Source organism: Allofournierella sp. CML151 (assembly GCF_027853465.1).
Classification (GTDB): Bacteria; Bacillota; Clostridia; order Oscillospirales; family Ruminococcaceae; genus Allofournierella.
In genome coordinates this window covers 1-1,052 of record NZ_JAPNNW010000046.1, presented here as the reverse complement: position 1 = coordinate 1,052, position 1,052 = coordinate 1, and the positions used below count along the sequence as shown (strand labels likewise).

Annotated in this window: 1 protein-coding gene; it reads right to left on the bottom strand. The window is 53.5% G+C overall.

Annotated elements, in window-relative coordinates; genetic code table 11:
• Window positions 1-10 precede the first annotated feature (10 nt).
• Window positions 11-892 carry a DDE-type integrase/transposase/recombinase gene (locus tag PH256_RS15175; RefSeq protein WP_270914827.1) on the bottom strand — a complete coding sequence of 294 codons (882 nt, stop codon included), beginning with the start codon at window positions 890-892 and terminating at the stop codon, window positions 11-13.
• Window positions 893-1,052: the final 160 nt, after the last annotated feature.

The following is a 1,052-nucleotide window of genomic DNA, read 5'->3' as shown; positions in this document are numbered from 1 at the left end:
TGTAGGTTTGTCAAACATATTGGACAGAGAACTCGAAAGGAGAAAGCCAGGAGAGCGGTCTCATGGGGAAGAGGTTGGAGCGGCGGTTGTGGACAGCGAGTTGCCTAGCAAAGTCGTCCAGGGAGTAAAAACAGCGGTGGGAGTAGAAGCGCTTCTGGTCCTCCCGATGGCTGCGCTCGACCTTTCCATTGTGACGTGGGGTGTAGGGACGGATGAGCTTGTGGCGGATGCCCAGCTGTGCAGCGGTAACTTCAAACAGAGTAGGAATATCTCGTTTGCTGTTGGAAAAACGGTTGGTGAACTCAAAGCCGTTGTCGGTCTGAACGCACTCTACCCGGATGCCGCGGCGTGCATACCACCTGACAAGCCTTTTGAGGAAATCGGCTGAGGAAAAGGTGGACTGCTCGGGATAAGCGGCCAGGAAGCGCAGGCGTGTGAACTCGTCAATGGCAGTGTACTGAAACAGGCGCAGCTCCGGGTCTGAGATACACTTACGGGGTACGACCTTCACATCCACCTGAACGCGCTGGCCGGGATAGGTCATCTGCTCATAGGGCTTAGGATGATAGACCGTTTTCTTCTTCTGCGGAGGAAACAACCCCAGTTTGCGCATGACCCGGAACAAGCTCTCTGGGCGGCGGGTATAGCCGCGCTGGCGCAGGCGGTGCCACAGTTCCACCATGCCCAGGTTTGGATTACGGCGGCGCATGTCCCGTATTAACTTCATTTCTGCTTCTGTATGCTGATTGGGGTGACTGTGGGGCCGCCGGGACTGGCAGGCCAGAGATTCTACGGTGCCATCCCACCGGGCCTTCCAAAAGTAGATGTACGATCGGCCTTTGTTGTACTTTCGGCTGGCACGGCTGACGCCGTATTTTTCCGCATACTTCATCAGGGATTGCCGATACGCCATGTCTTGTGTTATACTTTTGTTCATGAAGGATATGGCCCCCTCTCGTTTCGTTGTTGCCTGTAACTTCAACTTTAACCGATGAGGCCTTATCCTTCATCCTTTTTTATTTAACTGTCCAATATCTATTGTAATCCTACAA